Annotated in this window: 24 protein-coding genes and 1 pseudogene; 18 read left to right on the plus strand and 7 right to left on the minus strand. The window is 71.1% G+C overall.

From position 1 onward, the window contains the following. Nucleotides 1-6 precede the first annotated feature (6 nt). From IE209_RS25895 to IE209_RS25905, 3 genes are all read right to left on the minus strand, one after another. A complete protein-coding gene (locus tag IE209_RS25895; protein WP_189689758.1) occupies nt 7-945 on the minus strand; it encodes a YihY/virulence factor BrkB family protein in 939 nt (312 codons plus the stop codon). Then, on the minus strand, nt 917-1,072 hold the full coding sequence (locus IE209_RS25900; protein ID WP_189689759.1) for a hypothetical protein: 156 nt from the start codon (nt 1,070-1,072) through the stop codon (nt 917-919). The genes IE209_RS25895 and IE209_RS25900 overlap by 29 nt, the downstream gene beginning before the upstream one ends. Nucleotides 1,073-1,241: 169 nt before the next feature. Next, a complete protein-coding gene (locus tag IE209_RS25905; RefSeq protein ID WP_189689760.1) occupies nt 1,242-2,120 on the minus strand; it encodes a LysR family transcriptional regulator in 879 nt (292 codons plus the stop codon). Nucleotides 2,121-2,252: 132 nt separating this feature from the next. On the opposite strand from IE209_RS25905, the gene IE209_RS25910 reads away from it, so the two are divergent. Continuing rightward, nucleotides 2,253-3,182: a DMT family transporter gene (locus IE209_RS25910; protein WP_189689761.1), complete on the plus strand. Its 930-nt coding sequence runs from the start codon at nt 2,253-2,255 to the stop codon at nt 3,180-3,182. A 21-nt stretch (nt 3,183-3,203) separates the two neighbouring features. On the opposite strand, the pseudogene IE209_RS25915 reads toward IE209_RS25910, so the two are convergent. Together IE209_RS25915 and IE209_RS25920 are read right to left on the minus strand one after the other, a co-directional pair. After that, a pseudogene (locus IE209_RS25915) lies at nt 3,204-3,574 on the minus strand (DUF1428 domain-containing protein). A gap of 99 nt (nt 3,575-3,673) precedes the next feature. Then, the gene (locus IE209_RS25920) at nt 3,674-4,402 is read right to left on the minus strand and encodes a GntR family transcriptional regulator (RefSeq protein WP_189689762.1); all 729 of its coding nucleotides are present in this window, start codon (nt 4,400-4,402) and stop codon (nt 3,674-3,676) included. 281 nt (nt 4,403-4,683) lie between these two features. Here IE209_RS25920 and IE209_RS25925 point away from each other — a divergent pair, with 281 nt between their 5' ends. The 13 genes from IE209_RS25925 (at nt 4,684) to IE209_RS25985 (ending at nt 18,618) form a co-directional block, all read left to right on the plus strand. Continuing rightward, nucleotides 4,684-6,009 carry an aromatic ring-hydroxylating dioxygenase subunit alpha gene (locus tag IE209_RS25925; RefSeq protein ID WP_189689763.1) on the plus strand — a complete coding sequence of 442 codons (1,326 nt, stop codon included), beginning with the start codon at nt 4,684-4,686 and terminating at the stop codon, nt 6,007-6,009. A 1-nt stretch (nt 6,010) separates the two neighbouring features. Next, nucleotides 6,011-7,459, plus strand: a complete 1,449-nt coding sequence (locus IE209_RS25930; protein WP_189689764.1) for a glutamine synthetase family protein — start codon at nt 6,011-6,013, stop codon at nt 7,457-7,459. Nucleotides 7,460-7,469: 10 nt separating this feature from the next. Then, on the plus strand, nt 7,470-7,793 hold the full coding sequence (locus IE209_RS25935) for a 2Fe-2S iron-sulfur cluster-binding protein (protein WP_145551787.1): 324 nt from the start codon (nt 7,470-7,472) through the stop codon (nt 7,791-7,793). Then, nucleotides 7,793-9,049: an NAD(P)/FAD-dependent oxidoreductase gene (locus IE209_RS25940; protein WP_189689765.1), complete on the plus strand. Its 1,257-nt coding sequence runs from the start codon at nt 7,793-7,795 to the stop codon at nt 9,047-9,049. Before IE209_RS25935 ends, IE209_RS25940 begins: the two co-directional genes overlap by 1 nt. A gap of 24 nt (nt 9,050-9,073) precedes the next feature. Continuing rightward, on the plus strand, nt 9,074-10,261 hold the full coding sequence (locus IE209_RS25945; RefSeq protein ID WP_189689766.1) for an ABC transporter substrate-binding protein: 1,188 nt from the start codon (nt 9,074-9,076) through the stop codon (nt 10,259-10,261). 78 nt (nt 10,262-10,339) lie between these two features. Continuing rightward, nucleotides 10,340-11,200: a branched-chain amino acid ABC transporter permease gene (locus tag IE209_RS25950; RefSeq protein WP_189689767.1), complete on the plus strand. Its 861-nt coding sequence runs from the start codon at nt 10,340-10,342 to the stop codon at nt 11,198-11,200. Further along, the gene (locus IE209_RS25955) at nt 11,197-12,162 is read left to right on the plus strand and encodes a branched-chain amino acid ABC transporter permease (RefSeq protein ID WP_189689768.1); all 966 of its coding nucleotides are present in this window, start codon (nt 11,197-11,199) and stop codon (nt 12,160-12,162) included. The genes IE209_RS25950 and IE209_RS25955 overlap by 4 nt, the downstream gene beginning before the upstream one ends. Next, nucleotides 12,159-12,932 carry an ABC transporter ATP-binding protein gene (locus tag IE209_RS25960; protein WP_189689769.1) on the plus strand — a complete coding sequence of 258 codons (774 nt, stop codon included), beginning with the start codon at nt 12,159-12,161 and terminating at the stop codon, nt 12,930-12,932. Before IE209_RS25955 ends, IE209_RS25960 begins: the two co-directional genes overlap by 4 nt. Beyond that, nucleotides 12,925-13,644, plus strand: coding sequence for an ABC transporter ATP-binding protein (locus tag IE209_RS25965; protein ID WP_189689770.1), 720 nt, complete (start codon nt 12,925-12,927; stop codon nt 13,642-13,644). Before IE209_RS25960 ends, IE209_RS25965 begins: the two co-directional genes overlap by 8 nt. 30 nt (nt 13,645-13,674) lie before the next feature. Then, complete coding sequence (locus tag IE209_RS25970) at nt 13,675-14,835, plus strand: ABC transporter substrate-binding protein (protein WP_189689771.1); 1,161 nt, start codon at nt 13,675-13,677, stop codon at nt 14,833-14,835. Continuing rightward, nucleotides 14,832-16,193, plus strand: coding sequence for an amidase family protein (locus IE209_RS25975; RefSeq protein ID WP_189689772.1), 1,362 nt, complete (start codon nt 14,832-14,834; stop codon nt 16,191-16,193). The genes IE209_RS25970 and IE209_RS25975 overlap by 4 nt, the downstream gene beginning before the upstream one ends. 90 nt (nt 16,194-16,283) lie before the next feature. Then, nucleotides 16,284-17,306 carry a PDDEXK nuclease domain-containing protein gene (locus tag IE209_RS25980; protein WP_229883053.1) on the plus strand — a complete coding sequence of 341 codons (1,023 nt, stop codon included), beginning with the start codon at nt 16,284-16,286 and terminating at the stop codon, nt 17,304-17,306. Between the two features lie 103 nt (nt 17,307-17,409). Beyond that, entirely contained in the window at nt 17,410-18,618 is a 1,209-nt protein-coding gene (locus IE209_RS25985; protein ID WP_189689774.1) for an MFS transporter, read from the plus strand. A gap of 3 nt (nt 18,619-18,621) precedes the next feature. On the opposite strand, the gene IE209_RS25990 is transcribed toward IE209_RS25985, so the two are convergent. Continuing rightward, nucleotides 18,622-19,521, minus strand: a complete 900-nt coding sequence (locus tag IE209_RS25990) for a LysR family transcriptional regulator (RefSeq protein WP_189689775.1) — start codon at nt 19,519-19,521, stop codon at nt 18,622-18,624. Between the two features lie 114 nt (nt 19,522-19,635). Here IE209_RS25990 and IE209_RS25995 point away from each other — a divergent pair, with 114 nt between their 5' ends. Then, complete coding sequence (locus IE209_RS25995; RefSeq protein WP_189689776.1) at nt 19,636-20,469, plus strand: NmrA family NAD(P)-binding protein; 834 nt, start codon at nt 19,636-19,638, stop codon at nt 20,467-20,469. A gap of 15 nt (nt 20,470-20,484) precedes the next feature. Here the strand turns inward: IE209_RS25995 and IE209_RS26000 are convergent, their stop codons facing one another. Next, nucleotides 20,485-21,378, minus strand: coding sequence for a LysR family transcriptional regulator (locus tag IE209_RS26000; RefSeq protein WP_189689777.1), 894 nt, complete (start codon nt 21,376-21,378; stop codon nt 20,485-20,487). A 108-nt stretch (nt 21,379-21,486) separates the two neighbouring features. Between IE209_RS26000 and IE209_RS26005 the strand changes: the two genes are divergently transcribed. From IE209_RS26005 to IE209_RS26015, 3 genes are read left to right on the plus strand one after another with little or no spacing between them, the layout of a single operon-like run. Then, nucleotides 21,487-22,722 (plus strand): NAD(P)/FAD-dependent oxidoreductase, encoded by a 1,236-nt coding sequence (locus IE209_RS26005; protein ID WP_189689778.1) that lies wholly within the window; start codon nt 21,487-21,489, stop codon nt 22,720-22,722. Nucleotide 22,723: 1 nt separating this feature from the next. Then, entirely contained in the window at nt 22,724-24,724 is a 2,001-nt protein-coding gene (locus IE209_RS26010; protein WP_229883054.1) for a hydantoinase B/oxoprolinase family protein, read from the plus strand. 38 nt (nt 24,725-24,762) lie between these two features. After that, nucleotides 24,763-25,746: a tripartite tricarboxylate transporter substrate binding protein gene (locus IE209_RS26015; protein ID WP_189689779.1), complete on the plus strand. Its 984-nt coding sequence runs from the start codon at nt 24,763-24,765 to the stop codon at nt 25,744-25,746. The last annotated feature ends 58 nt before the right edge of the window (nt 25,747-25,804 follow it).

The raw sequence follows: 25,804 nt of genomic DNA on the forward strand, positions 1-25,804 counted from the left end.
GCGAGCCTACCCGTGCGACGCGCTGGGCGTGCGAAAACCCGCAGCCGCCGCGGGTTCAGCGTGGCCGAGCCGCTCGAACTCGGCGATGACCTGCGCGCCCAGCAAGAGCAGCGCCGCCGCCAGTTCCAGGCTCAACAGCACCGCGATGGCCGTGGTCAGGGAGCCATAGACCTGGCCGATCTGCGATAGCGTGGCCATGTACCAGACCAGCACGCGGCGCGAGATCTCCCACAGCACGGCCGCGGCGAGTGCCCCCATCAGCGCATGCGCGGGCGATGGCCGCCCCACCGGCAACACCAGGTAGATGGCGGTCAGCACGAACACCTCGCCGGCGAAGCCGAGCAGGTACAACAGCGCCGTGGAGACATGGTCCAGCGACCAGTTCAGCCACAGGAAATGCAGTTCCTCGCGGCCGACCGCCTGCAGCGCGCCCGACACCAGCGTGACCACCAGCAGGCCCATCCCCAGCACGAGGATGCAGACGTAGGGCAGCACGGCCGAGACGGCGAAGTGCCGGCGCCGCACCACGCGGTGGTGGAACACCACCGACATCGCGTTCTCCAGCACCGTGAAGGCCAGCGAGCTGAAGAACAGCATGCTGGCCAGCAGCACCCAGCCCAGCACCTCGCGGTGCGCGAGGAAGTTGGCCAGTTCGGTCACCACCGCGCCCGACTGCCCCGGCAGCAGCCAGGCCAGGTAATGCCGCAACGTGGCCAGCAACGCGGCCTCGTCGATGAAGTGCGAGAGCGCGATGACCGTCAGGATCAGCATGGGCACGATGGACAGCAGCGCGTAGTAGGCCACCGCACCGGCCAGCAGCAGGCCCTGGTTGGCCTTGAAGGCCTTGAGCACGCGCCAGGCGAAGCCAGCCGGGTCGGCCAGCAGCAGCGCGAGGCGGTCGGGCCGTCCCGCCCGTTCAAGGACCTGGTTGCGGCGGCGCGCCATCGGGGTCCGGCTCCGCTGGCCGGCCGGGCTCGGGTGCGCCGTCGCCAGGCTCCACGGGCATGCCGCCCGGTTCGGGCTCGCCATCGTCTTCGCCGTGGCGGCGTGGGGGGCGGTGGGACAAGGTCATGGCGCTCTCGGGGTACAGGAGCCGATGATCGTCCGCGGCCGTGCCCATGCCGCCCGGCCGCTGCCGCGAAGCGCTGTAGTCGCGGACCGACAGCGGGCAGGCGGTCGTGGGCCGCCCGGGCGGCGTACGTGCTGAGCCCACCTGCGCGCGGACCCGTGCCCACCCGACCTCAGCGCCAGACCTCGGTCACCAGCTCGCGCAAGGCTGCGAGCGCGGGCTCTTCGTGCGGCGACGCGCGCTGCAACCAGCACAGCCACGTGGCGCCCTGCCAGTGCGGCCAGATGCGCAACTCGCCGGCGCGCTCGGCCGCCTCGGCCTGGTCGCGCCGCAGCAGGCCGAGTCCCAGGCCGCTGGCGACCATGCCGCGCACTGCGCTTTCGGTTTCGGCCATCAGCCCCTGGGGCAGCTCGCGCGACTGCGCGCCGAACAGCGCCTCCATCGCCGGACGCAGGCCGCAGTCCGGTGGCGTGGCGACCCATGGCAGCGCCAGCAGCTGCGGCAGATCCTGGGGCCAGGCCGATGCCGCGAGCCGCGTCGGCAGCACGACGGCGAGTTCGATCTGGCTCAGGCGCTGGATCCGCACGCCTTCGACCGCATCCTGCCCGTTGAGGACGTAGGCGCAGTCGACGTCTCCGCGTTGGAGCGCCTGCAGGCTGTGCAGAGAGAGCCGCTGGTGCAGTTGCAGTGCCACCTTGGGATGGCGCTCGGCGAGGCGCACCATCACTTCGCCCAGGCGCAGCGAAATGGGGTCGCTGACCGTGCCCATGCGCAGCACGCCTTCGACCTCGCCGCGGATCTGCGCCGCCGCCTGGCGCAGGCGCTGTGCAGCGTCCAGCGTGCGGCGCGCCTCGTCGGCCAGGCGCTCGCCGGCGGGCGTCAGCGACATGCCGCGGGAGCTGCGTTCGAACAGCTGGATACCCAGTTCCTCTTCGAGCGCCTTGATCTGCGCGCTGACGGCGGGGCCGCTGGTGAAGACCTTCTCGGCGGCACGCGTGAGATTGCGCTCGGCCACCACGGCCAGGAAACTTTTCAGCTGGTAGAGCTCCATGGCGGCGATTGTGTGGCGCGGCAGCCTGCGCTGCATTCGGTTTCCTCGAACGCCCGTTCAAACGCATGGCCGGCTCGCGGCCTTCGCAGGAGACTGCGCAGCCTTCTTTCACCGCACGGAATTCCCACTGCCATGAGCACCCTTCCTGTTCGCGCCACGCCGGGCCTCGCGCCGGTGCTGGCCCTGCTGTTCGCCGCCTGCGCTTGGGGCAGCATGTTCCTGGTCAGCAAGCCGGTGGTCGCGCGCGTCTCGCCCTTGTGGTTCACCACGCTGCGCTATGTCTTCGCGGCGCTGCCGCTGTCGCTGCTGCTGTGCTGCCTGGGCGATCGGCCCTGGCGCAAGCTGCGCCAGCACTGGGCCGGCCTGTCTGTGCTGGGCCTGCTGGGCTATGGCTTCTTCGGCGTGGCGACGATGACGGGCCTGTTGCTGTCGCAGCCTTCGCACGGCGCCGTGCTGATGGCGACGGTGCCGCTCACCACGCTGCTGCTGCGCTGGGCGCTGGACAGCCAGCGGCCCGGCCCGCGCGTGGCGGGCGCGGCGGTGCTGGCCCTGGCCGGCGTGGTGCTGGTGTCCGGGCTGGCCGGCGGCGCCGCGACCACGCCCCGCGCCCTGGCCGGCGACGCGATCATGTTGCTGGGCACCGTCGGTTGGGTGCTCTACACCCGCGGCGGTGCGCGGTGGCCGAGCTTCAGCGCGCTGGAGTACTCGGGTCTGACGGCCGTGATGGCGGTTCCGGTGTTGCTGCTGGTCTCGGCCAGCGCCACGGCGGCCGGCGTGGTGGAGGCGCCGCGCTGGTCGGAGCTGTCCGCCGTGCTGCCGCAGCTGCTCTACATCGCGGTGGTCCCCACGGTCGCCGCGGTACTGGCCTTCAACTACGGTGTGCGCCAGCTGGGCGCGGCGCGGGGCTCGCTGTTCCTCAACGGGGTGCCGGTCTCAGCGCTGCTGATGGGTGCGGCGCTGGGCCAGCACCCGGCAGCGCAGGAATGGCTGGGCGCTCTGTGCGTGATCACTGCGCTGACCTTGAGCAGCGGCGCCAGCGTCCCAGCCCGTGGCCGGCGCTAGCGGACGGCCCTGCCGCGCCGTTCAGTCCTTCTTCACTTCGACCACCTGCGCGAAGCCGCCGAAGATCATGCGCTTCCCATCGAACGGCATCGGCGGGTTGCCCGGCGCGGAAGGGTCCATGCGCGGGTCTTCCATCATCTTCTTCATGCCGGCGTCGCGCGTGGCCTTGTCCGGCCACTCGACCCAGGAGAACGCCACCGTCTCCTCGGGCGTGGCCTGCACGGCGCGGTAGAAATCCGTGAGCTTGCCGGGGGAACGTCGTCGCCCCAGCCCTCGATCACGCGCAGCGCGCCCAGCTCGAGGAAGATCGGGTCGAGCTGGCGCGCGTGCTCGATGAACTTCTGCTTGTTGGCGGTAGGCACGGCGATCACGAAACCATCGATGTAGGACATGTCTTGACTCCGGTTGGGTTGAACGGTCGGCGCGCCCGTCCAGGCACACCCCGTCCCCCTCGACGAACGAGGGCGGGCCGGATCGACATCGCCAGGCGCTCAGCGCCGCGCCGCCACCAGCTTCATGCCCGGCATGAGTTCGGCCGCCAGTTCGGGCCGCTCCAGCGCGTAGTCCAGGTTCATGCGCGCGATCTCCACATGCTCCTCGCCCAGGGCCTGGGCGCGGTAGCCCTGGCCCTTCTCGATCGCCTGCACCATGGCGTGGTGCGTGCGGTGGGCCTGCTGCATCCATTGCTGGCCCTCCTGCATGGAGGACTGCATGGGCAGCATGGCACTGGGCGCGGCGAAGGGCTGGCTGTCCAGCAGATCCATGATGCGCTTGACGGCCGCGTTGCCGCAGCCCTCCACCACCAGCCGGTGGAAGCGGTCGTTCATCTCCACATAGGCCGCGTAGTCGTCCAGCTCCATGGTGGGCTTGTTGACGGCCTTGTCGCCCTCGTCCAGGCAGTCGTGCAGCTCGCGCAGCAGCTGGCGCGGCGCGCCGTCTTCGGCCAGCAGGCGCAGCGCCAGCCCCTCGATCACGCCGCGCACGCGGATCGCGTCGGCGATCTCCTGCGAAGTGAAGCGCCGCATCTGGTAGCCGCCGGCCGGAGAGGGCTCGATCAGCCCCTCGTGCTCCAGGCTGGCCAGCGCGAGGCGCACGGGCGTGCGCGAGGCATTCAGTTTCTCGGCCAGGGGAATCTCGGCCAGGCGCTCGCCCGGGCCGAATTCGCCCTTCAGGATCATGTCGCGCAGCTGCACGAGCACGCGGGATTGTTGGGAGTCCATGAGGGGCCTCGTTGCATGCAAGTTTCCGCCAGGGATTGTAGGAGTCGGCTTCGATGCACGCAGCACCAGGCTGTTTGGCCCGATTTCTGCATGCATAGATTTCAAAATGCAAGAGAGCAAACGCGCACGCACCACTTTGACGCAACGCAAACCCTGCCTTCCGCCCCAAAACCCGAGCAATCCAGTGTGACAAGGCTTTGACGCAGATCAGATCATGCAGACAATGAATCCCATTGCATGCAACGGCGTGCAGACCTGAACTCACCCCTGGAGCCCCCACGATGATCAGCGCCGAACAGAACGACTTCATGACCCGCGTCGGCCGCGGCACGCCGGCCGGCACCCTGCTGCGCAAGTACTGGCAGCCCGTGGCCTTGTCCGAGGAACTGCGCGGACCGCGCCCGCTCAAGCCCGTGCAGCTCATGGGCCAGCACTTCGTGCTGTTCCGCGACGAAACGGGCCGCCTCGGCCTGCTGGACCGCGACTGCCCGCACCGCGGTGCCGACCTGGCCTATGGCCGGCTGGAGAACGGCGGCCTGCGCTGCGCCTTCCATGGCTGGCTGTTCGACGCCAGCGGCCAGTGCCTGGAGACGCCGGCGGAGCCCGCCGGCAGCAAGCTCTGCACGCGCATCCGGCAGGGCGCTTATCCGGTGGTGGAGAAGAGCGGCATCGTGTTCGCCTACATCGGCGAGGGCGAGCCGCCGGCCTTTCCCGATTTCGACTGCTTCGTCGCGCCCGACAGCCACACCTTCGCGTTCAAGGGCCTGTGGGAATGCAACTGGCTGCAGGCGCTGGAGGTGGGCATGGACCCGGCCCACGCCTCCTTCCTGCACCGCTTCTACGAGGACGAAGACACGGCGGAGAGCTACGGCAAACAGTTCCGCGGCGCCTCGGCCGACTCCGACATGGCCATCACCCAGGTGCTGCGCGAGTACGACCGCCCCGAGATCCGCGCCGAGGCCGCGCCCTACGGCATGCGCCTGACCACGCTGCGCACGCTCTCGCCCGAACAGACGCACGTGCGCGTGACCAACGTGGTGTTCCCGCAGGCCTTCGTGATCCCCATGAGCACGGAGATGACGATCTCGCAGTGGCACGTGCCCGTGGACGACCACAGCTGCTACTGGTACGCGATCTTCACGAGCTTCACGGGCCCGGTGGACAAGGCGCAGATGCGCGCGCAGCGCCTGGAAACCATCGACCTGCCCGACTACACCTCGCGCAAGAACAAGCGCAACCAGTACGGCTACAGCGCCGAGGAACAGCGCACCAAGACCTACACGGGCATGGGCGAGGACATCAACGTGCACGACCAGTGGGCCTGCGAATCCATGGGCAGCATCCAGGACCGCACGCGCGAGCACCTGGGCACGACGGACAAAGGCATCATGCTGTACCGGCGCCAGCTCGTGAAGGCGATCGAGGCGGCCCAGGCCGGCGAGGCCGTGCCCATGCACCCGACTGCAGAGCAAGCCGGCAGCTTCACCGGCCCGCCGTCCATCGACGGCGTGGCCGCGGCGGACAAGACCGACAGCTACTGCCTCGACGCCGACCTGGCGCGCCGCCAGGGCTCCGACTGGGCCGCGGCCCGCCTGGTGGCGGCCTGACATGAGCAGCTTTGCCGAACGCTTCGGCCTGTGGAGCGCCGACCAACAGGCCCAGGCCGCCGAGATCGTCGCCCGCATCGACGCGGGCGAACTCGACGTGCTGCGCTTCGCCTGGCCCGACCAGCACGGCGTGCTGCGCGGCAAGACGCTGGTGGCTGCGGCCGCGCGCGGCGCCCTGGCCAGCGGCATCAACCTCACGACCACGCTGCTGGCCAAGGACACCTCGCACCGCTCGGTGTTCCCGGTGTTCTCGGCCGGCGGCGGCTTCGCGCTCGAAGGCCTGCAGGGCGGGGCCGACTTCACGGTGCTGCCCGACCCGGCCACCTTCCGCATGCTGCCCTGGGCGCCGCGCACGGGCTGGGTGCTGTGCGACGCCTACATGAAGGACGGCCAGGCCTGCCCCTTCGCCACGCGCCGCATCCTGCAGCGCGCCATCGACCGCCTTGCGACGCGCGGCCTGGAGTTCGTGGCCGGCCTGGAGGTCGAGTTCCACGTGTTCAAGCTCGACCAGGCTCCGATGGCGCTCAGCGACGCGGGCCAGCCCGGCACGCCGCCCGCCGTCTCGCTGCTCACGCACGGCCACCAGTACCTGACCGAGCTGCGCTACGACCGCGTGGACGCGCTCATGGACCTGCTGCGCCAGCAGTTGCAGGCCCTGGGCCTGCCGTTGCACTCGCTGGAGATCGAGTTCGGCCCCAGCCAGTTCGAGCTCGTGTTCGGCCCGACCATGGGCCTGCTGCCGGCCGACACCATGGTGCTGCTGCGCAGCGCGATCAAGCAGATCTGCCAGCGCCATGGCTACCACGCCACCTTCATGTGCCGGCCCAAGATCCCGAGCGTGATGTCCAGCGGCTGGCATCTGCACCAGTCGCTGCGCCACACCCAGGGTGGCGCCAACGCCTTCATGCCCGCGGTCGGCGGTGCCGATGCGCATCCGCTGAGCCCGCTCGGCATGCAGTACCTGGCCGGCCTCAAAGCCCATGCCGTCGGCGCCGCCGCACTGGCCAGCCCCACGCTGAACGGCTACCGGCGCTACCGGCCCTTCTCGCTCGCGCCCGACCGCGCGATCTGGGCCCAGGACAACCGCGGCGCCATGCTGCGCGTGCTGGGCGCGCCCGGCGACACCGCTTCGCGCATCGAGAACCGCGTGGGCGAGCCCACGGCCAACCCCTACCTCTACCTGGCCTCGCAGATCTTCTCGGGCCTGGATGGCGTGGAGCAGGCCATGGACCCCGGCCCCTCGGCCGACGTGCCCTACGAAACGCCGGCCGAGCAACTGCCGCGCTCGCTCGACGCCGCTCTGGCCGCGCTGCAGGCCGATCCCGTGCTGGTCGAAGGCCTGGGCAAAGGCTTCGTCGACTACTACTGCCACATCAAGCAGGCCGAGATCGCCAGGTTCAACCTCGAAGTCACCGAGTGGGAACACCGCGAGTACTTCGATATGTTCTAGAAACAACGACATGCCCACCATCCACTACATCCTCAAGGACGGCAGCACGCGCAGTGTCGAGGCCAAGCCCGGCGCCAGCGTGATGGAGACCGCCATCCACCACAACATCCGCGGCATCGACGCCGAGTGCGGCGGCAGCTGCTCCTGCGCGACCTGCCATGTCTACGTGGACGAGGCTTTTCTCGGCAAGCTCACGCCGCCCGACGAGATGGAAGACGAGCTGCTGGACGGCACGGCCAGCGCGCGCGCGCCCAACAGCCGGCTGTCGTGCCAGATCCCGGTGACGGCGGACCTCGACGGCCTCACGGTGCGCGTGCCGGAGACGCAGGTCTGATGGCGGATGCGCTCGTCATCGTCGGTGCGTCGTACGCGGGCGTGCAGCTCGCGGCGTCCGCGCGCGAACTGGGCTTCGACGCGCCCATCGTGCTGCTCGGCGACGAGGTGCATGCGCCTTACCAGCGCCCGCCGCTGTCCAAGGGCCTGCTGACCGGCAAGACGGCCGTGGACCAGCTCGCGCTGCGCGGGCCCGGCTTCTTCGCGGAACAGAAGATCGAACTGCGCCTCGCCACGCGCGCCACCGCGCTCGACCTCGCGGCCCGGCGCGTGCAGCTGGCCGATGGCAGCCACCTGGACTATGGCTGGCTCGCGCTGACCACCGGCGCGCGCTGCCGGCCGTTGCGCGTGCCCGGCGCTGCGCTGCAAGGCGTGCACGAACTGCGCACGCTGGACGACGCGCTGGCCGTGCACGGCGCCGTTTCGGGCGCCCGCGCCGGCACGCGCGCCTGCGTGGTCGGTGGCGGCTTCATCGGCCTGGAAGTCGCGGCCGCGCTGACGGCCGCCGGTGCCCAGGTCACCGTGCTCGAAGGCCAGACGCGCCTGCTCGCGCGCAGCTTCCCGCCCGCCATGTCGGATTACGTGGCCCAGGCGCACCGCCAACGCGGCGTGGCGCTGGAACTGGGCCGGGGCGTCGAGGCGCTGCTGGGCAACGCCGCTGGCCATGTCGAGTCGGTCCTGCTCGACGACGGCCGCACGCTCCCCTGCGACCTCGTCGTGCTCGGCATCGGCGTGCTGCCCAACGTGGAGCTGGCCGAGGCCGCCGGCATCGCCTGCGCGGGGGGCATCCTCGTCGACGGCTGCGGCCGCACCAGCGCGCCGAACGTGCTGGCCGCAGGTGACGTCGCCAACATGGAACTGCCGCATCTGCCCGGTGATCTTGGCCGCCTGCGCCTCGAATCCATCCAGGCCGCCAACGACGGCGCGCGCGCCGCGGCCTCGGTGCTGGTCGGCCAACCGCAGCCGCTCACGGCCGTGCCCTGGTTCTGGAGCGAGCAGCACGACCTCAAGCTGCAAATGGCGGGCATCCCAGCCCACGGCGACCCCACCGTGCTGCGCGGCGACATGGCCAGCGATCGCTTCACGCTGTTCTACTTGCGCGATGGCGCGGTGGTGGCGGCGCACACGGTCAACCGGCCGGCCGAACACATGCTGGCGCGCAAGCTGATCGCCAACGCGGCACAGATCCCAGCAGAGGTTCTGGCCGACCCCGCGGCCGATCTCAAACCCTTTTCCATCCCCCAGCCCCGCGGCTGATCCTTCCCCACGGAGTTCCCCACGATGACGATGACCAAACGCTCCCTCCTCGCCGCCTCCGCCATGGCGGCGCTGGCTTGCATCGCCGGTGCCGCGCACGCCCAGGACGCACTCAAGATCGGCCTGATCGGCACCTACTCCGGGCCCTACGCGGACTACGGCCGCCAGTTCGACGCCGGTGTGGCGCTCTACCTCAAGGAGCATGGCGGCAAGATCGCGGGCCGCACGGTGGAGATCGTCAAGAAGGACACGGCCGGCCCCGCGCCCGATGCCGCCAAGCGCATCGCGCAGGAACTCATCGTGCGCGACAAGGTGCAGATCCTCACGGGCCTGGACTTCAGCCCCAACGCCTACGCCGTGGCCGGCATCGCCACCCAGGCCAAGATCCCGACCGTGGTCATGAACGCCTCGTCCTCGGCGATCACGACGAGCTCGCCCTATGTGGCGCGCCTGTCGTTCACGGTGCAGCAGGTGTCCGACCCGATGGCGCGCTGGATGCTCAAGAACGGCACCAAGGAAGCCTACGTGGTCGTAGCCGACTACGCCTCGGGCACGGACGCGCTGACGGCCTTCAAGAAGGCCTTCGAGGAAGGTGGCGGCAAGGTCGTGGGCGAGCTGCGCACGCCCATGAACAACCCCGACTTCTCGGCCTACGTGCAGCGCATCAAGGACGCCAAGCCGCAGTCCGTGTTCTTCTTCTTCCCCTCGGGCGTGATGCCGCCGGCCTTCCTGAAGGTCTGGAAGGAGCGCGGCATGGAAGAGGCCGGCATCAAGCTCTACGCCACGGGCGAGGCCACCGACGACAGCTACCTGGACGCCACGGGCGACGTGGCCCTGGGCCTCGTCACGAGCCACCACTACTCCTACGGCCACCCCTCGGCCAAGAACCAGAAGTTCGTGAAGGATTTCGAGGCCCAGTTCGGCAGCGCGATGCGCCCGAGCTACTTCGCCGTGACGGCCTACGACGCCATGGCCGCGATCGACCTCGCGCTCAAGAAGACCGGCGGCGATGCGAGCGGCGACAAGCTCATGGGTGCGCTCAAGGGCCTGGCGTTCGAGAGCCCGCGCGGCCCCATCGAGATCGACGCCACCACGCGCGACATCGTGCAGACCGTCTACATCCGCAAGACCGAGAAAGTGAACGGCAAGCTCGTGAACGTGGAGTTCGACAAGTTCGACCGCGTGAAGGACCCGGCCAAGGAAGCGAAGTAAGGCCTAAGCGCGCGCCAAGGCGCTGAACCCGGCACGTGGCACCCGCGGTGGTGCTGCGTGCCCCGCATCGGGAATCCAATGGGAATCGTCCTTTTCGACGGGGTGGCCTACGGCATGCTCCTGTTCCTCATGGCGGTGGGCCTGTCCATCACCATGGGCTTGATGAACTTCGTCAACCTCGCGCACGGCAGCTTCGCGGTGGTGGGCGGCTACACGGCCGCGGTGCTCATGAACCAGGCGGGCCTCAACTACTGGGGCGCGCTCGCGGCGGCCTTCGTGGCGGCGGCGCTGCTGGGCGCGGTGCTGGAGCTGGTGTTCTACCGGCGCCTGTACCGCGCGCACCCGCTGGACCAGGTGCTGTTGTCCATCGGCGTGGTGTTCGTGTCGATCGCCGCGCTGACCTACTTCTTCGGCCCGACCATGCTGCCGTTCCACCTGCCGCCCGCGCTGCAAGGCCAGTTCGGCATCGCCGGCCTGGAGCTGAGCCGCTACCGCGCCTTCCTGATCGTCTGCGGCGTGGCCGTGCTGGTGCTGCTGATGCTGGCCATGGGCCGCACGCGCTACGGCGCCATGGTGCGCGCCGCGGTGGACAACCAGCGCGTGGCGGGCGGCACCGGCATCCATGTGCAGCGGCTGTTCTTCCTGACCTTCTCGCTGGGCTGCGGCCTGGCCGGCCTGGGCGGCGCGCTGAGCCTGGGCATGCTGGGCCTGGAGCCCTCGTTCCCGCTCAAGTACATGGTGTACTTTTTGATCGTGGTCTGCGTGGGCGGGGCCGGCACCATCACCGGGCCCTTCATCGCCGCGCTGCTGGTCGGCATCGTCGACGTGGCCGGCAAGTACTACCTGCCCGAGGCTGGCGCCTTCCTGATCTACGTGTTCATGATCGCCATGCTGCTGCTGCGGCCCAACGGCATCGTCCCCAAGAAGGGCATTGCATGAAACCCGTCATCCTGAGCCCGGGCCAGCTGCGCGCGGCCGAGGTCCTGTTCTGGCTCGCGCTGGCGTCCAGCTTCTTCCTCGCGCCCAACCATCTCACGCTGCTCTCGCAGGTGCTGGTCTTCGGCCTGTTCGCCGTGGCGCTGGACATGGCGCTGGGCTACGCCGGCATCCTGACCGTGGGCCATGCGGCCTTCTTCGGTGCGGGCGCCTACACGGCGGGCCTGCTGGCCAAGCACGGCTGGGGCGAACCCTTCAGCGGCCTGCTGGCCGCGCTGCTCGTGGCCGGCGCGCTGGGCTATGCGCTGAGCTATTTGATCGTGCGCGGTGCCGACCTCACGCGGCTCATGATCACCATCGGCGTGTGCGTGCTGCTGTACGAACTCGCGAACCGGCTCTCGTCCATCACGGGCGGCAGCGACGGGCTGCAGGGCATGAACGTGTCGCCCGTGTTCGGCGTGTTCGAGTTCGACCTGTTCGGCCAAACCGCCTTCCTCTACGCCTTCGGCGTGGTGCTCGCCATGTTCGGGCTCGTGCGTCTGGTGCTGCGCTCGCCCTTCGGTCTGGCGCTGCGCGGCATCCACGACAACCGCAAGCGCATGCTGGCCATCGGCTCGCCCGTGGAGGCACGGCTGCGCATGGCCTACGGCTTCTCGGCCGCGGTGGCCGGCGTGGCCGGCGCGCTGCTGGCACAGACCACGCAGTTCGTGGGCATCGAGTCCATCGGCTTCAACCGCTCGGCCGAGGTGCTGATCATCCTGGTGCTGGGCGGCACGGGCCGGCTGTACGGCGGGCTGGTCGGCGCCATCGTCTACATGCTGGTGCACGACTGGTTCGCCGACATGAACCCCGAGTACTGGATGTTCTGGCTCGGCATCTTCATGATCGCGGCCGTCATGCTGGGGCGCGGCGGCATCATGGGCGCGCTGTCGCGCCGCATCCGCACCAAGGAGCATTCGGCATGAGCGCGCTCGTGACGCAAGGCCTGGGCATCCGCTTCGGCGCCTTCCATGCCGTGGCCGATGTGAACCTCTCGCTGGAGCCCGGCGCACGCCAGGCCCTGATCGGCCCCAACGGCGCCGGCAAGACCACGCTGATCAACCTGCTGACCGGCATCTACAAGCCAAGCGCCGGCAGCATCCGCATGAACGGCGAGGACATCACGGCCTGGCCGGCCGACCGGCGCGCGCGCAGCGGGCTGGCGCGCACCTTCCAGATCAACACGCTGTTCCCCAGCCTCACGCCGCTGCTGTCGGTGGTGCTGGCCATCCATGAACGCGAAGGCCAGGGCGCGACCTGGTGGCGCCCCTTCTGTCGCAGCAAGGCCGCCTTCGACGAAGCCCATGCGCTGCTGGCCCGGCTGCGGCTGGACACGCTGGCCGACGTGCCCGTGGCCGAGCTGCCCTACGGCAAGCAGCGGCTGCTGGAGATCGCGCTGGCCCTGGCCGCGCGCCCGCGCATCCTGCTGCTGGACGAGCCGGCCGCCGGCGTGCCCGAGGACGAGAGCGGTGAGCTGTTCGACGTCATCGCCGAGCTGCCCGACGACATCAGCGTACTGTTCATCGAGCACGACATGAAGCTGGTGTTCCGCTTCGCGCGCCGCATCTCGGTGCTCGTGGCCGGGCGCGTCCTGACCGAAGGCAGCCCGGCCGAGATCGGCCACGACCCGCGCGTGCGCGAGGTCTACCTGGGCAAGACCCACGTCAACATCCGCAAGGAGGCCACCCATGTCTGAACTGCTGGCCTTCGATGGCGTGACCGCCGGCTACGGCAATGCCGTGGTGCTGGACCGACTCGGCTTTTCGCTGCGCGCGGGCGAAAGCCTGGCCATCCTCGGCCGCAACGGCGTGGGCAAGACCACCACGCTGGAGACGTTGATGGGCAACACGCGCGTGACGGGCGGCGCCATCCGCTGGCGCGGCGAGGACATCACGCGCATGCCCGCCCACCAGCGCGTCCGCGCCGGCCTGGGCTGGGTGCCGCAGGAACGCGAGGTCTTCCCCTCGCTGACCGTGGAAGAGAACCTGACCGTCGTCGCCCGCCCCGGCGCCTGGAACCTCGGCCGCGTGTACGGCCTGTTTCCCCGACTGCGCGAGCGCCGCGGCAACTACGGCAACCAGCTCTCGGGCGGCGAGCAGCAGATGCTGGCCATCGCCCGCGCGCTGATGACCAACCCCTTGCTGCTGCTGCTAGACGAGCCCATGGAGGGCCTGGCGCCCATCATCGTCGAGGAACTCGCCGAGGCGATCCGCCGGCTCTGCGAGAGCGAGGGGCTGGCCTCCATCGTCGTCGAGCAGCACCCGGTGCTGGCGCTGGAGATGACGCACCAGGCCATCGTGCTGGAGCGCGGCACGGTGGTGCATGCCGGCCCCAGTGCCGCGCTGGCCGCGGACCACGCGTTGCTCGACAAGTTGCTCGGCGTCGGCATCGAGGAAGAGCCCGCCTGACGCAGCCCACCCTTTCCAAGGAGTCCCCCAATGTTCCACCGTCGCCACCTGCTCGCCGCCAGCGCCCTCGGCCTGGCCCTGCCCCGCGCCTTCGCTGCGCAGGACCCCGTCCGCATCGGTCTCATCGCCGAGATGTCCGGCCCCTTCGCCGAGTTCGGCCGCCAGATGCAGGCCGGCATCGCGGTCTACCAGAAGCAGTTCGGCGACAGCGTCGCGGGCCGCAAGGTCGAGGTGATCGTCAAGGACGTGGCCGGCCCCAACCCCGAGCTGGCCAAGCGCCACGCGCAGGAACTCATCGTGCGCGACAAGGTCAGCGTGCTGGCCGGCTTCGGCTTCACGCCCAATGCGCTGTCGGTCGCGCCCATTGCCACGCAGGCCAAGGTGCCCATGGTGGTCATGAACGCGGCCGCGGCCAGGCTGACCGAGAAGTCGCCCTTCATGGTGCGCACCTCGTTCGACTACCCCAACACCGTGCCGCCCATCGCGCAATGGGCCGCGCAGAAGGGCTCGAAGAAGGCCTACGTGATCGTGGCCGACTACGCGCCCGGCCACGACGCCGAGGCCGCCTTCCTGGCTGCCTACAAGGCCACGGGCGGCGAGATCGTGGGCAGCGTGCGCACGCCGCTGGTCACGCTGGACTTCTCGCCCTACATGCAGCGTGTGAAGGACGCCAGGCCCGATCTGCTGTTCGCCTTCGTCAATGGCGGCGACGTGGCGCCGGCCTTCATCCGCGAGTACCGAGAAAAGGGCCTGGAGCAGGCCGGCATCCAGCTCGTGGGCACGGGCGACATCGTCGACGAGGCCATCATCGAGACCATCGGCGAGCGCGCACTGGGGCTGACCACGGTCTACCCCTATTCCATGCACCACAAGTCGGAACTGAACGCCCGCTTCGTGCGCGACTTCAAGACCCAGCGCGACGCCAAGGCGCGGCCCACCATCATGGCCGTGGCCGCCTACGACGGCATGGCCGCCATCTACGCGGCCCTGCAGAAGGCCGGCGGCAACGCCGACGGCGCCGCGCTGCTGCAGGCCATGCAGGGCCTGCAGCTGGACAGCCCGCGCGGGCGCATCGCCATCGACGCGAAGACGCGCGACATCGTGCAGGACCAGTACATCCGCCGCGTCGAAAAGGTCGGCGAGGTGCTGGCCAACGTGGAATTCGAGACCTACCCGGCGACCAAGGGATGAGCGCCCAGGCCCTGAAGCTGGACATCGGTGCGCTGACCGCCGCCTACGCGCGCGGCGTGCACGAGCCTGTGACCGTGCTGCAGGCCCTGCTGGCCGAGGTCGGTGCCGACGCGCAGGGCCTCAACGCCTTCTGCCACCTGGATGCCGAAGGCGCGCTGGCCCAGGCGCAGGCCTCGGCCGCGCGCTGGCAGGCCGGCCGGGCACTGGGCCCGCTGGATGGCGTGCCGGTCTCCATCAAGGACCTGCTGCCCGTGGCGGGCTGGCCCACGCGGCGCGGCTCGCTGTCCACGGCCGGCGACCCGCCCGCCGCGCAGGACGCACCGCTCGTGGCCCAGCTGCGCGCGGCCGGCGCTGTGCTGTTCGGCAAGACCACGACCACCGAGTTCGGCTGGACCATCGAAAGCAGCAACCCGCACGCCGGCACCACGCGCAACCCGCGTGATGCGTCGCGCTGCGCAGGCGGCTCCAGCAGCGGCGCGGCCGCCCAGGTGGCCGCCGGCTGGGGCCCGCTGGCCGTGGGCAGCGACGCGGGCGGCTCGGTGCGCATCCCCGCCGCCTGGTGCGGTGTGGTCGGCTTCAAGCCGACCTTCGGCGCGATCCCAGCGGCGCCGCAGAGCGCCTTCGCCGAGTTCGCGCACTTCGGCCCGCTCACGCGCAGCGTGGCCGATTGCGCGCGCGCCATGGCCGTGCTGGGCCAAGCCGACGCACGCGACCCGGCCTCGCTGTACCCGCGCACGCCCGCGCAGCGTCCGGCGCAGCTGCGCATCGGCTGGAGCCTGGCGCTGGGCGCGCCGACCCCGCTGGACCCGGCCATCGCCCGGGCCCTGCAGGCGCTGCTGGAGCGTCTGGCCGCGGCCGGCCACCAACTGGTGGCGCTGCCGGCGCTGGGCCTGGACGCCGACCAGGCCATGTGGACCGTCTGGCAGTCGCGCGTGCACGAGTCCTTCGTCGACTGGAGCGACGCGCAGCGCGCCGCGCTGGCCCCGGCGCTGCAGCGCCTGTGGGAACAGGGCGCCGAAGTCGCGCCCGCGCGGCTGGCGCGCGCCCGTGCCCAGTTGCGCGGCCTGGCCGGCGCGCTGGCCCAGCAGTTCGCCGGCATCGACGTGCTGCTGACGCCGGCCGCACCGACCGTGGCGCCACCTCTACCTGCGGCGCCGGACACGCAGCCGCGCAACTGGTTCGCCGGCAACGGCTACTGCTACCCCTTCAACCTCACGCAGCAGCCGGCGCTGAGCCTGCCGCTGGGGCGCGACGCGCAGGGCCTGCCGTTCGGGCTGCAGGTGGTGGGGCGGCGCTATGCGGACGAGCTGGTGCTGCATGTGGGGCGGGTGGTCGAAGGGATGCTGGCGGCGGGGTGAGGTGATGCGGGGAGGCCGGTGGATGACAATCCAACGATGCGTCCCCGCAAGCCGTCATCCAAGAAGCCTGGCGCAGTCGCGTCCCTACCGGTGGAGTCTGCCTTCGCCGAAGTGGTACAGCTCATCGAACAGGCGCGCCAGCGCGCCTACCAGGCCGTCAACACCGAACTGGTGGGCTTGTATTGGCAGATCGGCGAGTACATCAGTGGCAAGCTGGCCGCCTCCGAATGGGGCGAAGGCGTGGTGGACAAGCTGGCAGCACACCTGGCGCGCACGCTGCCCGGGCAGCGCGGCTTCACGCGCCGCAACCTGTTCCGCATGCGCCAGTTCTTCGAGACCTACCGCGGCGATGAAGTGGTGACAGCACTGCTGACACAACTTCCATGGACGCACAACCTCCTGATCCTGAGCCAGGCCAAACGCGCGGAAGAACGAGTGTTCTACCTGCGCATGGCGATCCAGCAACGCTGGGGCAGCCGGGAGCTGGAGCGGCAGCTGCGCCTGCGCGCCTTCGAACAGGTGGTGCTGGCTGCACCAAAAGTGTCAGCAGCGCTGACACAAATCCACGGCGATGCGGCGGCGGCGGCGTTCAAGGACGCCTATGCCGTCGAATTCCTCAATCTTCCCGCTGGCCACACCGAGGCCGACCTGCACCGCGGCCTGCTGGCCGAACTGCGCAGCTTCCTGATCGAGCTGGGACGCGATTTCTGCTTCGTCGGCTCGGAATTCCCCCTGCAGGTGGGCGGGCGGGACTTCGCCCTGGACCTGCTGTTCTTCCACCGCGGCCTGAACTGCCTGGTGGCCATCGAGCTCAAGGTCGACCGCTTCGAGCCGGAACATCTGGGCAAGCTCAACTTCTACCTCGAAGCGCTGGACCGTGACGTGAAGAAGCCGCACGAGAACCCGGCGATCGGCCTGCTGCTGTGCGCGAGCAAGGACGCGGAGGTGGTGGAGTACGCACTGAGCCGCACGCTGTCGCCCGCGCTGGTCGCGCAGTACCAGACGCAGCTGCCAGACCGGCAGCTGCTGGCGGCGAAGCTGCACGAGTTCTATGCGCTGAGCGCGCCCGAGGCGACGACATCCAAGCGCCCGCGCACGCGGCGCACGCCATGACCGCGGCACCGCGCAGAGCCTGAGCGCAACGCAGGAGGATTCGGGCAGCGCCACAATCGCGCCCCGCACCCCGTTCCCTTCGGCCCGCACCGCCGCCTCCCGCATGTCCGCCCCGCCTGCCGCGCCCGCCTCCTCCCCCGCGTTCTCCTTCCGCCGCATCGCCATCCCCGCCTTCGGCCCCTCGCTGCTGTTCGGCCTGGGCGAGGGCGCGATCCTGCCGATCGTGCCGCTCATGGTGCGCGAGATGGGCGGCTCCGTGCCCGCCGCTGCGCTGATGGTCACGCTGATCGGCCTGGGCTCGCTGCTCAGCAACATCCCGGCCTCGCTGCTCACCATGCGCTGGGGCGAACGCGGCGCCATCGTCGCCGCCGGCCTGTGGAGCGCGCTGGGCATGGCGATCTGCGTGTTCACGGGGCACCTGGCGCTGTTCGCGCTGGGCTGCTTCATGGTGGGCATGTCGCAGGCCGTCTACAACCTCGCGCGCCAGAGCTACATGACCGAGGCCGTGCCGCTGCAGTACCGTGCCCGCGCGCTGTCCACGCTGGGCGGCGTGATGCGCATCGGCATGTTTGTCGGCCCCTTCCTCGGCGCGGCGGCCGTGCATGCCTTCGGCCTGTCGGGCGCCTACGGCGTGGGCATCGCGGGCGTGCTGGCCGCGGCGGCCCTGGGCTCGCGCGTGCCCGATCTCGAAGTGCCCAAGGCGCCGCCGGGGCAGGCCGCACCGGCCGCCACCAGCATCGCTTCCACGCTGCGCGACCACCGCCGCACCTTCCTCACGCTGGGCCTGGGCGTCACGCTGCTGAGCGCCGTGCGCGCCTCGCGCCAGGTCGTGATCCCGCTGTGGGCCGACCACCTGATGCTGGCGCCAGCCGTGGCCTCGCTGGTCTACGGCCTGGCCGGCGGCATCGACATGCTGGTGTTCTACCCGGCGGGCAAGCTCATGGACCTCAAGGGCCGGCGCTGGGTCGCCGTGCCGTCCATGGTCATCATGGGCCTGGGCCTGCTGGCGATGCCATTCACCACCGGGTTCAACACGCTGCTGGCCGCGGCGCTGGCCATCGGTTTTGGCAACGGCATCGGCTCGGGGCTGATCATGACGCTGGGCGCCGACCACTCGCCGCGCCACGGCCGCGCGCACTTCCTGGGCGTGTGGCGGCTGATGGCCGACATCGGCTCGTCCAGCGGCCCGGCGCTGCTGTCCTTCCTGGCCGGCGCGCTGTCGCTGGGCTGGGGCATCGCGAGCATCGGCCTGGTGGCCTTCGCGGCGGCCGGCGTGCTGGCGCACTTCATCCCGGCGCGCGTGCCACGCTGAGGCTTAGTCGGACGTGCCGGGAAAGCCGCGCAGGTATGCCTGGAGCGCCGCGATCGCGTGGCGCACCTTGGCCGGCTTGGCGTCGCGCTGCGGCGTCACGGCCCACAACGGCATGGGTGGCACACGCCAGGCGGGCAAGACCTGCACCAACCGCCGCGCCTGCAGATCCTCGTCAGCCTCGGTGCCGACCACGAAGGCCAGACCCAGGCCCGACACGCACAGCTGTTGCAGCGAGATCTGGCTGTTGCTCGTGATGCGCGGCACGACCTCGATGGACTCGGTCACGTCGTCGGGCCCGGTCATCTGCACAGGCATGGCGCGGCGGCCGCGAGGCGTCAGCCACTGGTGCGACGGCAGTTCGTGCGGCGACTGCGGCACACCCGCACGCGCAAGGTAGGCCGGCGCCGCGCACAGCAACAGCGCGACGCCGCACAGGCGTTTGGCGCTCCAACCCGAGTCCGCCATCTCGCCGACGCGGATGGCCAGGTCGATGCGCGCATCGACAAGGTCGATCATGCGGTCGTCGATCTCCAGGTGCAGGCGCAGCGCGGCATGGTCGGCCAGCAACGGTGCCAGGGCAGGCGCCACACAGCGCGCGAATCCCACCGGCGCCGACATGCGCAGCTCGCCCTCGGGCGCATCGCGCGCCAGCGCGAGCTGCTGGCGCGCCCGCGTGGCCGTGGCCGTCAGCGCCGCGCAGTGCTCGGCCAGGTTGCGGCCGGCTTCGGTCAGGCCGAGCTTGCGCGTGGAACGGTGCAGCAAGGTGACGCCATGGCGCTGCTCGAGCGCGCGCAGCTGCTGGCTCACGGCCGAGGTGCTGATGCCCAGGTGCCGCGCGGCCGCGCTCAGCGAGCCCGCGCGCACCACCTCGGCGAACAGCGCGAAGTGCTTGAGGTCGTCCATCGTGAAGCCCAGCTTAACGCAGCTTGCACGCCGTGGCGACTTCCGCCAATGACAGGCGCACCGTACCGTAGACGCCTCATTCATCTGCACTTCAATATCGGAAAGGACCATGCCATGCAGAACATTCTCGTCCTGGGTGCCAGCGGCACCGTGGGTTCCCTGCTCGTGCCGGCGCTGGTCGCGGCCGGCCAGCGCGTGCGCGCCGCCTCGCGCCACGCCAGGCCCTTCGCGGGCGCCGAGGCGGCGCGCTTCGACTTCGCCGATCCGGCCACGCTGGGGCCGGCCCTGGACGGCATCGACAGCCTCTACCTGCTGATGCCGGCCGACAACCTGCAGGTGGAGCAGTACCTGCTGCCCGTCATCGCCGCGGCCGCAGCGCGCGGCGTGAAGACCGTGCTGCAGTCCGTCATGGGCGTGGAGCACGAGCCGCAGAACCCCTACCGCCAGGTGGAGCTGGCCATGCAGCGCGCGTTGCCGTCCGCCGTGGTCCTGCGCCCCAACTGGTTCGCCGACAACTTCCACGGCATGTGGGCACCCGCCGTGGCGCAGGGCGTCATCGCGCTGCCGGCCGGCACGGGCGCGTCGAGCTTCATCGATGCGCGCGACATCGCGGCCTGCGCGCTGGCCGCGCTGACCAGCACCCGCTTCAACGGCCAGGCCTTCACGCTGACCGGGCCGCAGGCGCTGGACTACGGCGCGGCCGCCGCGCTGCTGTCGCAGGCCGCCGGCCGGCGCATCGTCTACCAGGCCATCGACGACGCGCGCTTCGTGGCCAACCTGCAGGCCGCTGGCGTTCCCGCAGACCATGGCCGCATGCTGGCCGGGCTGTTCGCGGCCGTGCGCGCGGGCCAAACCGCCCAGGTCAGCGACGCGGTCGAGCGCATGACGGGGCGGCCGGCACGGACGCTGGCGCAGTACATGGCGGACCACGCCGGCGCGTTCCGCTGAGGCGGCCGCGCCGGATCAGCGCTCACGCGACTGCGCGCGCAGCATCTGGGCGAAGGCCTGGGCCGCTGGCGACAGCGCCAGGCTGCGGCGCTGGTAGACGAAGAACTCCCGGTTCAGCGCCGGCGCGCGCAGCGGCAGGAAGCGGATGCCGAAGTTGGCGGCGAAGCTGCGCGCGTAGTCCGGCACCATGGCCACGCCGAGCCCGGCGCCGACCAGCGCCAGCGCGGTCGTGAGGTAGCGCACCTCGGTCGCGGTCTGCATCGAGAGCGAGGCATCGTGTTCCTGCAGGCGCTGCTCCACATAGCGGCTGAAATCACCCGAGTACACCACCCAGCGCTCGCCCTGCAGCTCGCGCCACTGCACGGCCTCGCGGCCGGCCAGCGGGTGCGCGGCGGCACAGACCAGGCGCATGGGCACGTGCATGAGGAAGCTGCGCGTGACGTCCTCGCCGATGGCGCGCTCCGGGCCGATTCCCAGCTCGGCGTCGCCGCGGCGCACCGTGCCCACGATGTCGTCGGCCGAGCCGTCGACGATGCGCAGGCCCACCTGCGGGTGCGCGCGCTCGAACCGCGCCAGCGCGCCGGCCACCCAGGTGCAGGCCATCAGCTGCGGCGCCACCACGCGCAGCACGCCGCTTTTCAAGCTGCGCAGGTCGCCCGCGCCCTCCTCGATCTGGCGCAGGTCGTCGAGCATGCGCCGCGCCAGCGGCAGCAGCTGCTGGCCGGCCTCGGTCAGCGTGACGGCATGGCGCGTGCGGTCGAACAGCTTGACGCCCAACTCTTCCTCGAGCTGCTGCACCAGCATGCTGACGGCCGACTGGGTCAGGTGCAGCTGGCGCGCGGCCAGCGTGAAGCTTGCGCTGCGTGCCACGACCGAGAACGCACGCATCTGGCGGAGGGTGATGTTCATGGCCGCACCATTGTGGCGCCGACGCGGCCTGTGAATCAGAAATCCTGATGCACAAATCAAATGAATTCGTTGGCCTGATGTGCTCAGGGCTCGCACAATCCGCCGCCTATGCATGTCGCCATCATCGGGACCGGCATCGTCGGCACCTGCACCGCCGCCTGGCTGCAGCGCGACGGTCACCAGGTCACCTTCTTCGATCCGCTGGAGCCAGGCGAGGCCTGCTCTTTCGGCAACGCGGGCTCGCTCTCGCCCAGCGCCTGCCTGCCCGTGGGCATGCCGGGCATGGCCAAGCGCGTGCCGAACTGGCTGCTCGACCCACTGGGTCCGCTCACGGTGCGCTGGCGCCATGCGCCGCTGGTCCTGCCCTGGCTGGTGCGCATGCTGCGGCATTCCTCCCGCGAGGAGGTCACGCGCATCGCCACCGCCTTGCGCAGCCTGCTCGTGCCCATCTTCGACTGCTATGGCCCGCTGCTGCAGGACGCCCAGGCGACGGATCTGGTGCGCCGCAGCGGCTGCCTCTACGTCTACTCCTCGCGCGAGAAGGCCGCGCAATGGGCCTGGGGCATGAACCTGCGCCGCTCGCTGGGCGTGCAGATGCGCGACGTGGAGCAGGACGAGCTGGAGGAGCTGGAGCCCGACCTCAAGGGCCGCTTTCGCTTCGGCATCCTGGCGCCCGAGAACGGCTCCACCACCGACCCCTCGGCCCTGGTCAAGGCCCTGCACGCGCATTGCATGGCGCAGGGGGCCGTTCACCTGCGCAAGCGCGTGGCCGGCTTCGAGCGCCAGGGCCGGCGCATCACGGGCGTGCGCACCGAGGAAGGCGCCTGCCTGCCCGTCGACGGCGTGGTGGTGGCGGCCGGCGCCTGGTCGGGCCCGCTCGCGGCCCAGCTGGGTTCGCGCGTGCCGCTGGAGACGCAGCGCGGCTACCACGTCACGGTGCGCAGCTCCAACCTGCGGCTGCGCCACACCGTGATGGCGGTGGAGAACAACCTCATGGTCAACCCCATGGCCATGGGCCTGCGGCTGGCCGGCACGGTGGAGTTCGCGGGCCTGAAGGCGCCGCCGCGTTACGAGCGTGCGCAGGCCTTGCTGCGCCTGGGCCGCCAGCTGTTCCCGCACCTGGACACCAGCGAGACCACGCAGTGGATGGGCCACCGGCCCTGCCTGCCCGACAGCCTGCCCGTCGTGGGCCGCGCCCGCCACGCCGACAACGCCTGGCTGGCCTTCGGCCACGGCCACATGGGCATGTGCATGGGCGCGAGCACGGGGCGCGAGGTGGCGCACCTCGTGGCGGGCCGGCCCACGCAGGTCGATCTCACGCCGTTCCGACCGGACCGCTTCTGAGATGCCGGACATCGCGCTGATCTGTACGGCAGGCTTCGCCGACGTGCTGACGCTGGCACGGCAGAACCGCGCGGACCCCTACGCGCTGCACGTGCAGGCCTCGCCCTGGCCACAGCTGCTGCCGGCCGCCTGGCGCATCGAGGCGCGCGGCCGCATCGACGCGGCCGGCGCCGAGGCCGAGCCGCTGGACATGGCCGGCGTGCTCGACGCGCTGGCCGCGCTGCCGCGTCCGCCTACCGGCATCGCGATCTGCCTGCTGTTCGCCCACCGCAACCCCGCGCACGAGCAGGCGCTGGCGCAGCGCATCGCGCAGCTGTGGCCCGACCTGCCCGTGGCCTGCTCGCACGCGGTGCTGGCGCAGGACGGCGAGTACGAGCGCACGCTCGCGACCGTGCAGGCGCTGGGACTGCAGGCGCCGGCCGCCCCCCCTGCACCCGCGCCCGACGATGGCCTGCCCCAGCAGCTGGAGGCGCTGGCCGATCGCATGCAGCAGCGCCTCGTGGCCGGGGCCGTCTCCAGCGTGGTGCGCGAGGCCATGGACTGCGCGGCCGCCATCTTCCTGCCCGACGGCCGGCTCGTGGCCCAGGCCCGCACGCTGCCGCTGCTGCTGGGCAGCCTGTCGCCGGCCGTGGCCGGGCTGCTTGCGCTGTACCCCGCCGAAACCATGGCCGAAGGCGACGGCTACCTGCTCAACGACCCCTGGCATGGCGGCACACACCTGCCCGACCTCACGCTCGTGCGCCCGGTCTGCGTGGCCGGCCGCACGGTGGCGCTCGTGGCCTGCGTGCTGCACCACCAGGACGTGGGCGGCATCACGCCGGGCTCGGTGCCCACGCACGCGACCAGCATCCAGCAGGAGGGCCTGCGCATCCCGCCCACGCCGCTGGTCCGCGCCGGCGCGGTCGACGCCGCGCTGCTGCGCCTGCTGCGCGCCAACAGCCGGATGCCCGACAACCTCGAAGGCGACCTGGCGGCGCAGTGGACCTGCCTTGCGCAGGGCGCCGCGGAGCTGGCCGCCCTGTGGCAACGCACGCCCGAAGCGGCCGCGCAGTGCCGGGACGCACTGGCGGCCTCGGAGGCGGCGGCCCGCGCCGCACTGGCCGCCGCGCCCGATGGCGACTACCGCTTCGAGGACGCGCTCGATGGCGACGGCGTCAGCGCCAACCCCGTGCGCGTAGCGGTCTGCATCCGCAAGCGCGGCGACCGCGCGGAACTCGACCTCTCGGGTTGCGCCGACCAGACCCAGGGCCCCGTGAACGCCGCACGCGGTGCGGTGCAGGCGGCCGTGGCCTACTTCGCGCGCATGCTCGCGCCGCAGGCCGCCCCCAACGACGGCAGCCTCGCGCCGCTCACGCTGGTCACGCGGCCCGGCAGCATCGCCGACCCGGCCTTCCCGGCCGCCGTCAACGCGCGCACCAACCTCGTCAAGCTGCTGGCGAACGCGCTGCTGGGCGCCTGGGCGCAGGCCCTGCCGGCACGCATGCCAGCGCCCAACGCGGCCGAGGCCGTGGTGCTCTCGCTGGGCGGCACGCGGCCCGACGGCACACCCTGGCTGCTGACCGAGATCATCGCCTCGGCGGCCGGCGGCGCACCCACGGGGCGGGGCGGCTCGGGCGTGTCCACCGACGTGGGCAACGCGCGCAGCACGCCGGCCGAGGCCATCGAAGCCCAGGCGCCGCTGCGCGTGGAACGCGTGGCGCTGCGCGCGGGCTCGGGCGGCGCGGGCCGCCACCGCGGCGGCGACGGCGTGGTCCGCGTCTACCGCCTGCTGCACGGCAGCGGCAGCATTTCCTACCGCGGCGAGCGCCACGGCATCGCGCCCCAGGGCGCGGCCGGCGGCCTGCCCGGTGCCTGCGCGGCCGCACGCATCGAGCGCGCCGACGGCAGCGTCGAACATCTGCCCGCCAAGGCCCGCGCGCAGTGGCAGGCCGGCGACCGGCTCGTGGTCGAGACCGCGGGCGGCGGCGGCTGGGGGCCGCCAGCGCCCGAGGCCACCGCATGACGCCCGCCCCGATTCCCTTCCATCTCCGAAAGTGCCCCATGACCCAGCCCATCTCCCGCCGCCAGTCCCTGCGCCGCCTGGCCGCCGGCACCGCCCTGGCCGCCGCGCCGCTGCTGTCCCGCGCCCAGGGCGGCAAGACCATGCGCATCGTCGTGCCCTTTCCGCCTGGCGGCAGCACCGACCTGCTGGCGCGCCGCATCGGCGAGAAGCTGTCGGTGGCGCTGGGCCAGACCGTGATCGTGGAGAACCGCGCTGGCGCGGGCGGCACCGTGGGCGCCGACTACGTGGCCAAGTCCGCGCCCGACGGCATGACGCTGCTGATGGGCGTGACCGGCAGCAACGCGATTGCGCAGGCGCTGTACCCCAAGCTGCCCTACGACGTGGTGAAGGACTTCGCGCCCGTCTCCATGGTCGTGAGCTCGCCGCTGGTGGTCACCGTGAACCCGACGGTCAAGGCCGAGACGCTCGCCGAGTTCATCGCGCTGGCCAAGGCCCGGCCCGGCGCCATCAGCTACGGCTCGGCCGGCAACGGCACCTCCATGCACCTGACGGGCGAGATGTTCAAGCAGGCCACGAAGACCTCGATGGTGCACATCCCCTACCGCGGCAGCGCCGGCATGCTGCAAGACCTCATGGGCGGCCAGATCGAGGCGACCTTCGGCGACCTGCTGGTGGTGATGCCGCAGCTGGAGGCCGGCAAGCTGCGCGCGCTGGCCGTCACCTCCAAACAGCGCCACCCCATGCTGCCCAAGGTGCCGACCGTGGCCGAGAGCGGCTACCCGGGCTTCGAGGCGCTGTCCTGGCAGGGCCTGTTTGCCCCGAGCGCCACGCCGCCCGAGTTGGTCGCCAAGATCAGCACGGAGGTCAACAAGGCCATCAAGACGCCGGAGATCGCCGACTTCTTCGCCGCGCGCGGCTTCCTGATCGAGGGCACGACGCCGGCCGCGTTCAAGGCCCTGATCGAAGCCGAGGTCAGGAAGTGGACGCCGATCGTCAAGACCTCGGGCGCCAAGGCGGACTGACATGGAACCACCCCGTTACCGTGAAAGCCGTCCAGCAAGCGGGCGAACTGGAGCCTGC

It is taken from the genome of Pseudorhodoferax aquiterrae (assembly GCF_014652235.1).
GTDB lineage: Bacteria > Pseudomonadota > Gammaproteobacteria > Burkholderiales > Burkholderiaceae_C > Pseudorhodoferax > Pseudorhodoferax aquiterrae.

Excerpts from the sequence above, each read along its gene's own strand:
- IE209_RS25895 (WP_189689758.1), bottom strand. The coding sequence starts at position 945 with ATGGCGCGCCGCCGCAACCAGGTCCTTGAACGGGCGGGACGGCCCGAC.
- IE209_RS25900 (WP_189689759.1), bottom strand. The coding sequence starts at position 1,072 with ATGACCTTGTCCCACCGCCCCCCACGCCGCCACGGCGAAGACGATGGC.
- IE209_RS25905 (WP_189689760.1), bottom strand. The coding sequence starts at position 2,120 with ATGGAGCTCTACCAGCTGAAAAGTTTCCTGGCCGTGGTGGCCGAGCGC.
- IE209_RS25910 (WP_189689761.1), top strand. The coding sequence starts at position 2,253 with ATGAGCACCCTTCCTGTTCGCGCCACGCCGGGCCTCGCGCCGGTGCTG.
- IE209_RS25920 (WP_189689762.1), bottom strand. The coding sequence starts at position 4,402 with ATGGACTCCCAACAATCCCGCGTGCTCGTGCAGCTGCGCGACATGATC.
- IE209_RS25925 (WP_189689763.1), top strand. The coding sequence starts at position 4,684 with ATGATCAGCGCCGAACAGAACGACTTCATGACCCGCGTCGGCCGCGGC.
- IE209_RS25930 (WP_189689764.1), top strand. The coding sequence starts at position 6,011 with ATGAGCAGCTTTGCCGAACGCTTCGGCCTGTGGAGCGCCGACCAACAG.
- IE209_RS25935 (WP_145551787.1), top strand. The coding sequence starts at position 7,470 with ATGCCCACCATCCACTACATCCTCAAGGACGGCAGCACGCGCAGTGTC.
- IE209_RS25940 (WP_189689765.1), top strand. The coding sequence starts at position 7,793 with ATGGCGGATGCGCTCGTCATCGTCGGTGCGTCGTACGCGGGCGTGCAG.
- IE209_RS25945 (WP_189689766.1), top strand. The coding sequence starts at position 9,074 with ATGACGATGACCAAACGCTCCCTCCTCGCCGCCTCCGCCATGGCGGCG.
- IE209_RS25950 (WP_189689767.1), top strand. The coding sequence starts at position 10,340 with ATGGGAATCGTCCTTTTCGACGGGGTGGCCTACGGCATGCTCCTGTTC.
- IE209_RS25955 (WP_189689768.1), top strand. The coding sequence starts at position 11,197 with ATGAAACCCGTCATCCTGAGCCCGGGCCAGCTGCGCGCGGCCGAGGTC.
- IE209_RS25960 (WP_189689769.1), top strand. The coding sequence starts at position 12,159 with ATGAGCGCGCTCGTGACGCAAGGCCTGGGCATCCGCTTCGGCGCCTTC.
- IE209_RS25965 (WP_189689770.1), top strand. The coding sequence starts at position 12,925 with ATGTCTGAACTGCTGGCCTTCGATGGCGTGACCGCCGGCTACGGCAAT.
- IE209_RS25970 (WP_189689771.1), top strand. The coding sequence starts at position 13,675 with ATGTTCCACCGTCGCCACCTGCTCGCCGCCAGCGCCCTCGGCCTGGCC.
- IE209_RS25975 (WP_189689772.1), top strand. The coding sequence starts at position 14,832 with ATGAGCGCCCAGGCCCTGAAGCTGGACATCGGTGCGCTGACCGCCGCC.
- IE209_RS25985 (WP_189689774.1), top strand. The coding sequence starts at position 17,410 with ATGTCCGCCCCGCCTGCCGCGCCCGCCTCCTCCCCCGCGTTCTCCTTC.
- IE209_RS25990 (WP_189689775.1), bottom strand. The coding sequence starts at position 19,521 with ATGGACGACCTCAAGCACTTCGCGCTGTTCGCCGAGGTGGTGCGCGCG.
- IE209_RS25995 (WP_189689776.1), top strand. The coding sequence starts at position 19,636 with ATGCAGAACATTCTCGTCCTGGGTGCCAGCGGCACCGTGGGTTCCCTG.
- IE209_RS26000 (WP_189689777.1), bottom strand. The coding sequence starts at position 21,378 with ATGAACATCACCCTCCGCCAGATGCGTGCGTTCTCGGTCGTGGCACGC.
- IE209_RS26005 (WP_189689778.1), top strand. The coding sequence starts at position 21,487 with ATGCATGTCGCCATCATCGGGACCGGCATCGTCGGCACCTGCACCGCC.
- IE209_RS26010 (WP_229883054.1), top strand. The coding sequence starts at position 22,724 with ATGCCGGACATCGCGCTGATCTGTACGGCAGGCTTCGCCGACGTGCTG.
- IE209_RS26015 (WP_189689779.1), top strand. The coding sequence starts at position 24,763 with ATGACCCAGCCCATCTCCCGCCGCCAGTCCCTGCGCCGCCTGGCCGCC.